We start from the raw sequence: 6,538 nt of genomic DNA, 5'->3' as shown, positions 1-6,538 counted from the left end.
ATTCTTTATTATTACATTTTTATGTATCTATTAACTTAATTATTGAAAAAATATATAATGAATTTAATATATATTTCATTTTAATTTAGGAGGTAACGTATGTTTTTTATTTATTTGTTTCCAATAATAACATTATCTATTTTTTTAATATCTTATTTTAAAGATAGAAGAAGACTTGTTAACGGATTATTTTTCAATATATTTCTTATATCTTTTGCTATTTCATTTACATACTTAGCATTTTCTACAGAAAACCGAATTTTAATAGTTTTATTTTTAATCTTATTTATCATATTTATGATTGTTTCGATATTTGGAATTTACGCCCTTATTTTCGGTTTATTTTTAAATGCTAAAATCGTCATGCAAAAGGAAAGTAGAAATTTATCTAATATGTTGACTCTTTTTTTAGGATTAGCACTTGTTTTCCACTTAGTTTTAACATTTTTTAATCCAGAAAAATTTTTACCAAAAGATATAACTATTTTTTTAAGCAGTTTTTTACTTTTAGAATTTTACTTCTTATTTAGTATTTTTAATTTCTTAATGATTTCTTTAATAGCTCAATTTAATAAACCAAAGAAAGATCAAGATTTTATAATCGTATTAGGTAGTAGGGTTTTTGGGGATAAAGTTCCACCTCTACTTGCTAGCAGAATCGATAGAGCTATAAATTTTTACAATGAACAATCTAAGGTTTCTTTTTCTCCTAAAATCATTTTTTCAGGAGGCCAAGGTCCGGATGAAGATATTCCAGAAGGTCTAGCTATGCAAAAATATGCATTAAGTAAAGGGATACCATCTAAAGATACAATTATTGAAGATAAATCAGTTAATACTCTCCAAAATATGAAATTTTCAAAAGTTATTATGGATAATTTAATGCCTAATGGTTATAAAAGTATATTTGTAACTAATAATTATCACGTTTTTAGAGCTAGCATATACGCAAGAATGGCTAGTTTGAAAAGTAATGGTTTAGGATCAAAAACTGCTTATTATTTCCTTCCTAATGCTTTAATACGAGAGTATATAGCACTTGTTGTAATGAACAAAAAAAGGCATATGATTGTAATATTTATAATATTTGTTTTTTCAATTTTACTAGCTCTTATAAATCATTATTTTATTTTTACAGCTTAATTAATTATGTTTAACCTTCTTCAAATAGGTATATATTATTATTATTCAAATATATTTTAATATATTTGAGTTTTACTTAGATTGGGGGTATATGTTCATATGTCTAATGAAGTTAAATACTTTTTTTTCATAATATTTATAACCTGCATAATGGGATTTGGAGTTACAATTCCACTTACTCAATTAGGAGTATTAACATACGGTTCTCCTATTTTTATGATTTTTTATGCTTTATCTGGATACTCCCCAGCTATAGCAGGTATACTTACTGTTCACAAATTTTACTCAAAAAATGATTTTATTAGATTTTTAAAAAGTTGTATAGATATGAAAAGAAGTTTCAAGGAATACCTTTATGTTTTAATTACTATTTTAATTTTATGGACAACACCATTTATAGTTGTATGCTTTTTTAGAGATAAATATATTTTATTAACTTATCCATTAATTTTTTTAACATGGATCGCACCATTTATGATTTTCGGTGGTGGACTTGAAGAAATAGGTTGGAGAGGTTTTTTACTCCCTAAGTTATTGTCCAAGTATTCACCTTTGAAAAGTTCCTTATTAATAGGAATAATTTGGTCTTGCTGGCATTTACCACTTTGGTTTGTTGTTGGGTCTCCTCAACAACATCTAAACTTTTTACCTTTTGCATTAAGCTGTTTAGCATCATCATTTGTTCTAACATTTATATATATGGAAACAAATAGCATTTGGCTATGTATACTGTTTCATGCTTTAGATAATGCATGTTCCTATGTATTTAAATATTCTGTAGATCTTCATATAATAATTTCAATATCTACAGCTATAGTCGGGCTTCTAATTTTATTTATTTCTACTAAGTGCATAAAAAATAGACTAAGATAATTATCCTAGTCTATTTTTTATATTTATTCTATTCTATAGAATTTTTATCTATCTCATCAAAACTATTTGCAACTGCTATAGTTGAAGCCATTGCTCCATTTACATTAAGCATTGTACGTCCCATATCTAATATTGGATCTATAGCAATTATTCCACCTAATAATGGGAAGTATGCTCCTAATCCCATACCTGATATAACAACAGATACAGACATAGTTGCAGTACCAGGAATTCCTGCTATTCCTAAAGAACTTATTGTTATTACTATTAATAACATTACATAGAAACTAAAGTTCATAGTTGTTCCTGACATATTAGCTACAGTCACAGCCATTAACGCTGGGTATATTCCTGCACAACCATTCATACCCATATTAGCTCCTAAACTTCCTACAAAGCTAGATATACCTTGATCTACTTTTAAATTCTCATTTAATGTTTCTATAGTAACTGGTAATGTTCCTAAACTAGATCTTGAAGTAAATGCTAATATAAGAGGTTTAGATGCATTTTTTAAGTATTTAACAGGATTAACCCCATTAATTGATATTATTATTAAGTGCACTATAAACATTATTGCAACACTTACATATAAAGCTAATATGAAATCTATAACACCTACTATAGAAGATATTCCTCTATCAATTATAGAACTTGCCATTAATGCAACTACCGCATATGGCATTAACTTTATAACAGTTATCGATATACTTATTATTATCTTATAAAACGCTTCAATTAAGTCTACAAAAGGTTTAATTGTATCTGCGTGTTTTTTACTCAATCTTTTTATTGCTATACCTATAAATCCTGCAAATATAACTATAGCTACAACATTTGCTTGCGCCATAGCATCTACTGGGTTTGATGGTAGTAACCCTCTTAAAGTATCTACTACAGGTGTCACTTCTCTTAATTGTTCTGTAGCTTGTTGAGCTACTTCTTGCCCTACTCCCAGTTTGAATAAATTTCCAACTATTATTCCAACTGCTGCTGCTATAGCTGTTGTTCCAAGTAGCATAAAAATAGTTCTACCTGTCAACTTACCTAAATTTTCACCTTGTTTCAAGTTCATTATAACTCTTACAATTGAAACAAATACTAAAGGTACTACTAGCATTTTTAATAAATCCATAAATCCATATCCAAATAATCCATACCATTTAGATACCTCTGTTAACCAAGTGACTTTTGTAGGGTCATTCGGAAAACCTGCTATAAATTGAATTATTAACCCTAAACCAATTCCCATTGCAATTGATGATATCATCAATTTGGTGAAATCAAGCTTTTTAGTTAATTTTTTGACTATAAAGAATAGTCCTATTAATATTCCTATCGATAACAAAGTTAACCAATTTGTTACCATAAGGAATTCTGAGAAAAATGTGTAATTCATGTGTTCCTCCTTATACTTTTTGCAAAGTTAAAGGCTTTGCTTTTTTATATAATATAACAAGTACTAAAAATTATATCAACTGGTAACTTTTTGGTAACTTCTAATTTTTTTACTTTTCAAAATTTTTAAATTTTAATCATTACATACTATATGTTCGTTGCTCCACTTTATCATATTTGCAATAACATGCAGTAACTCCAACCCTGATTTACTTAAATAATAAGTAGATTCTATACTATTTTTCACTACTTTTTTATTATTTATAACAATATTATTTTCTACTAATAAATCAAGCTGTTGCACTAACATCTTCTTACTACATCCATCTATTTTTCTTTGTAACTCTCCAAATCTAATTTTACTATCTTGGATCTCCCAAACTATCCTTGCTACCCATTTTTTACCAACTATACTAGATAGAGCTTCAACTGGACAGTCAAATGTCATATCACTTACATTGTACATTAATTTGGCCCTCCTATTTTTATTTGTGTATACAAGGTTATAATATCGTCAATATTTTGTCCAATTTTGATTATTATGAATTTTGCATATCCACGTTTTATTATAGCTTTTTTCTATAACTGCTCTTATCCATTATTCAAATAAAAATAACCTAAAATAACAAGATTTAATTTTTCTTGAATTTTAGGTTATTTACTTTATATTATTTTTCTAATCCCATTTGTTTTATTCTTAATTTATCTAACTGTGATATAGCACTTGAAACTGCCATCTGCCCTTGCCCTGCAGACTTTAAGTATTGATATGGCTTACCTGCACAATCTCCCGCAGCATAAAGTCCATCTATATTTGTTCTCATTTCTCTATCAGTTTTTATATGAGGTCCTTCAACTTCTAAACCAGGAACCATATAACTTGGAGATACGCTATCCTTGATAACGAAAACCCCATCCAAATCTAGCTCGCTATCTTTTAATACAAGTTTATTTACCAATGTATCTCCCTTTATTTCTATAGGTTTACTATCGATTATTTCTATAGAAGAATCTAACTTATTAGATAAGTTATACATAGGTATATAATAAACTTTTGATGCTATTTCACTTAAAAAGTTTGCATCCTCTTCTCCTTCATGATTGTATCCTATTATAGCTACAACTTTATCTCTATATAATCCAGCATCACATGTTGCACAATATCCTACGCCTTTTCCTAAATATTCTTCTTCCCCTTTAATCATTTTCCCATATTGTACACCTGTAGCTATTATTACAGTTGTAGCTTCATAAATTTCATCTCCAACAGCTAATGCAAAATAATCTCCCATTTGGTATACATTATTAACTCTCTCTTGAGTTATTTCAATTCCCATCTCTTTTACGTGATTAGTAAATTTTTCACTCAACTCGGCTCCACTTACATCATAAATTCCTAGATAATTATCTATAGATGGAGCTTTAACTAATTTATCACTTCCATTGTGAGATCCAAATAATATTATGTTTTTATTACGTATCTTAGCATTTATAGCAGCTGCTAAACCAGCTGGTCCGCTTCCTACGATTGCAATATCATATCTCATATTCAACATTCCTCTCTATATTAATTATATATGAGCTTTCACCATATCTTCTAACTTTTGCTTAGGTATAAACCCAACTAATCTTTCAGCTTCTTCTCCATCTTTAAATACAATTACAGTTGGCACTGTTGTTACTTGGAATTTTCTAGCTAATTCTAAGCTTTGATCTATATCTACTTTTAAAAATTTAGCTTCATCTATATCTCCACTTAATTCGTCGAATACTGGAGCTAACATTTTACATGGACCACACCATGTTGCAAAAAAGTCCACTACTGTTGTTTCACTTGCATTTTCTACCTCTACGTTAAATTCGTCTGTATTTATTATTCTACTCATTTTCATTTCTCCTTTATTTATGTTTTATAATAACTTTAATATATCATCAGTTTTTATCTATAACAATTAGTTACTTATTCGTAACTAGTTTTCTACTTTATTATTACCCTTAAATAAAATTCTTTGTACATTAAATGAAAATATTTAATTAAAAAATAAAAAAATGTAGAACTAATGCTCTACATCTTTTATTTAAATTAAATACCTACTTAAGTTTAGAGTAATACTCAACAACTAAAATATCATTTATTTCTATTGGAACTTCGTTTCTTTCAGGTATTTTAGTAAGAGTTCCCGACACATCATCAATGTCCTTACTTAAGTAAGAATATTGGCTATTAGCATTTTGTTGAAAACTATCAATAAACATAGAGTTCTTTTTAGATTTTTCTCTTAGAGATATCTTTTCTCCTACTGACACTCCATAAGAAGGTCGATCGACTTTATTTCCATTAACTAATATGTGTCCATGCACTACCATTTGACGAGCTTGTCTTATAGAACTCGCTAATCCTAATCTATAAACTAAGTTATCTAGCCTACATTCTAGTAATTGAACTAATACCGTACCTGTTTCTCCTTGAGATTTCATAGCTTTTTTTACATAGTTAGAAAATTGTCTTTCTAAAACCCCGTAATAAGCTCTTAATCTTTGTTTCTCTAGTAATTGCAATCCATACGGTGAAAGTTTTTTATCTGCTCTAGAAGTTCCTCTAGTTGCTCTATCCATAGCTTTTGGATGTCCACACACATTAAGTCCTAACCTTCTACATTGTTTAAATCTAGGTCCCATCATTTTTGCCATAATTATCATCTCCTATAAAATTAGAAATTTTGCCGCGATAACTTTAAGCCTGTATACACTATATCATAATTTTCATTTTATGTAAATGACTTTCATTATCATTAAAAAGAGTCATGTATACAATCATGACTCTTTTTAAGAAGTTTTTTAGTTTTTGAGTGTAATTTTTGGCACAAATCTAAAAGTACTAATAGTTTATGTTACGGACATTAAACTTAAACTATATCTGCGGGATTGAGTACTTTATAAATTTATAGCATCATTTTTTGTAGAGAAGGTTTTTCTCTATGTTTTTAGTATAACATAGGTGTTATTCGTTGTAAATGAAAATTATTATCATTAAGAATGTAAAAAAAACTAACCAATATAATTTATAATTGGTTAGTCTATTTTATTAATTAAGATCATATAAAATAATTTCATTTTTATCTAA

General features: G+C 28.0%; 7 protein-coding genes. 2 read left to right on the top strand and 5 right to left on the bottom strand.

Annotation, left to right across the window (positions count from 1 at the left end):
- The first annotated feature begins 99 nt into the window (after nucleotides 1-99).
- Both VN21_RS13585 and VN21_RS13580 read left to right on the top strand, forming a co-directional pair.
- Nucleotides 100-1,143 carry a YdcF family protein gene (locus VN21_RS13585; RefSeq protein ID WP_046823731.1) on the top strand — a complete coding sequence of 348 codons (1,044 nt, stop codon included), beginning with the start codon at nucleotides 100-102 and terminating at the stop codon, nucleotides 1,141-1,143.
- A 99-nt stretch (nucleotides 1,144-1,242) separates the two neighbouring features.
- On the top strand, nucleotides 1,243-2,016 hold the full coding sequence (locus tag VN21_RS13580) for a CPBP family intramembrane glutamic endopeptidase (RefSeq protein ID WP_046823730.1): 774 nt from the start codon (nucleotides 1,243-1,245) through the stop codon (nucleotides 2,014-2,016).
- Between the two features lie 28 nt (nucleotides 2,017-2,044).
- Here the strand turns inward: VN21_RS13580 and VN21_RS13575 are convergent, their stop codons facing one another.
- The 5 genes from VN21_RS13575 to rpsD form a co-directional block, all read right to left on the bottom strand.
- A complete protein-coding gene (locus VN21_RS13575; RefSeq protein WP_046823729.1) occupies nucleotides 2,045-3,415 on the bottom strand; it encodes a cation:dicarboxylate symporter family transporter in 1,371 nt (456 codons plus the stop codon).
- Between the two features lie 132 nt (nucleotides 3,416-3,547).
- On the bottom strand, nucleotides 3,548-3,880 hold the full coding sequence (locus VN21_RS13570) for a winged helix-turn-helix transcriptional regulator (protein ID WP_035118054.1): 333 nt from the start codon (nucleotides 3,878-3,880) through the stop codon (nucleotides 3,548-3,550).
- 202 nt (nucleotides 3,881-4,082) lie between these two features.
- Nucleotides 4,083-4,961, bottom strand: a complete 879-nt coding sequence (locus VN21_RS13565) for an NAD(P)/FAD-dependent oxidoreductase (RefSeq protein ID WP_046823728.1) — start codon at nucleotides 4,959-4,961, stop codon at nucleotides 4,083-4,085.
- A 24-nt stretch (nucleotides 4,962-4,985) separates the two neighbouring features.
- Nucleotides 4,986-5,300: a thioredoxin gene (gene trxA / locus VN21_RS13560; protein WP_046823727.1), complete on the bottom strand. Its 315-nt coding sequence runs from the start codon at nucleotides 5,298-5,300 to the stop codon at nucleotides 4,986-4,988.
- A 205-nt stretch (nucleotides 5,301-5,505) separates the two neighbouring features.
- A complete protein-coding gene (rpsD, locus tag VN21_RS13555) occupies nucleotides 5,506-6,105 on the bottom strand; it encodes a 30S ribosomal protein S4 (protein WP_046823726.1) in 600 nt (199 codons plus the stop codon).
- Nucleotides 6,106-6,538: the final 433 nt, after the last annotated feature.

Source organism: Paraclostridium benzoelyticum, from assembly GCF_001006285.1.
GTDB classification, from domain to species: Bacteria; Bacillota; Clostridia; order Peptostreptococcales; family Peptostreptococcaceae; genus Paraclostridium; species Paraclostridium benzoelyticum.
The sequence above is the reverse complement of the archived record's forward strand: the minus strand, read 5'-3'. Positions and strand labels throughout refer to the sequence as shown.

Excerpts from the sequence above, each read along its gene's own strand:
- VN21_RS13585 (WP_046823731.1), top strand. The coding sequence starts at position 100 with ATGTTTTTTATTTATTTGTTTCCAATAATAACATTATCTATTTTTTTA.
- VN21_RS13580 (WP_046823730.1), top strand. The coding sequence starts at position 1,243 with ATGTCTAATGAAGTTAAATACTTTTTTTTCATAATATTTATAACCTGC.
- VN21_RS13575 (WP_046823729.1), bottom strand. The coding sequence starts at position 3,415 with ATGAATTACACATTTTTCTCAGAATTCCTTATGGTAACAAATTGGTTA.
- VN21_RS13570 (WP_035118054.1), bottom strand. The coding sequence starts at position 3,880 with ATGTACAATGTAAGTGATATGACATTTGACTGTCCAGTTGAAGCTCTA.
- VN21_RS13565 (WP_046823728.1), bottom strand. The coding sequence starts at position 4,961 with ATGAGATATGATATTGCAATCGTAGGAAGCGGACCAGCTGGTTTAGCA.
- trxA (WP_046823727.1), bottom strand. The coding sequence starts at position 5,300 with ATGAGTAGAATAATAAATACAGACGAATTTAACGTAGAGGTAGAAAAT.
- rpsD (WP_046823726.1), bottom strand. The coding sequence starts at position 6,105 with ATGGCAAAAATGATGGGACCTAGATTTAAACAATGTAGAAGGTTAGGA.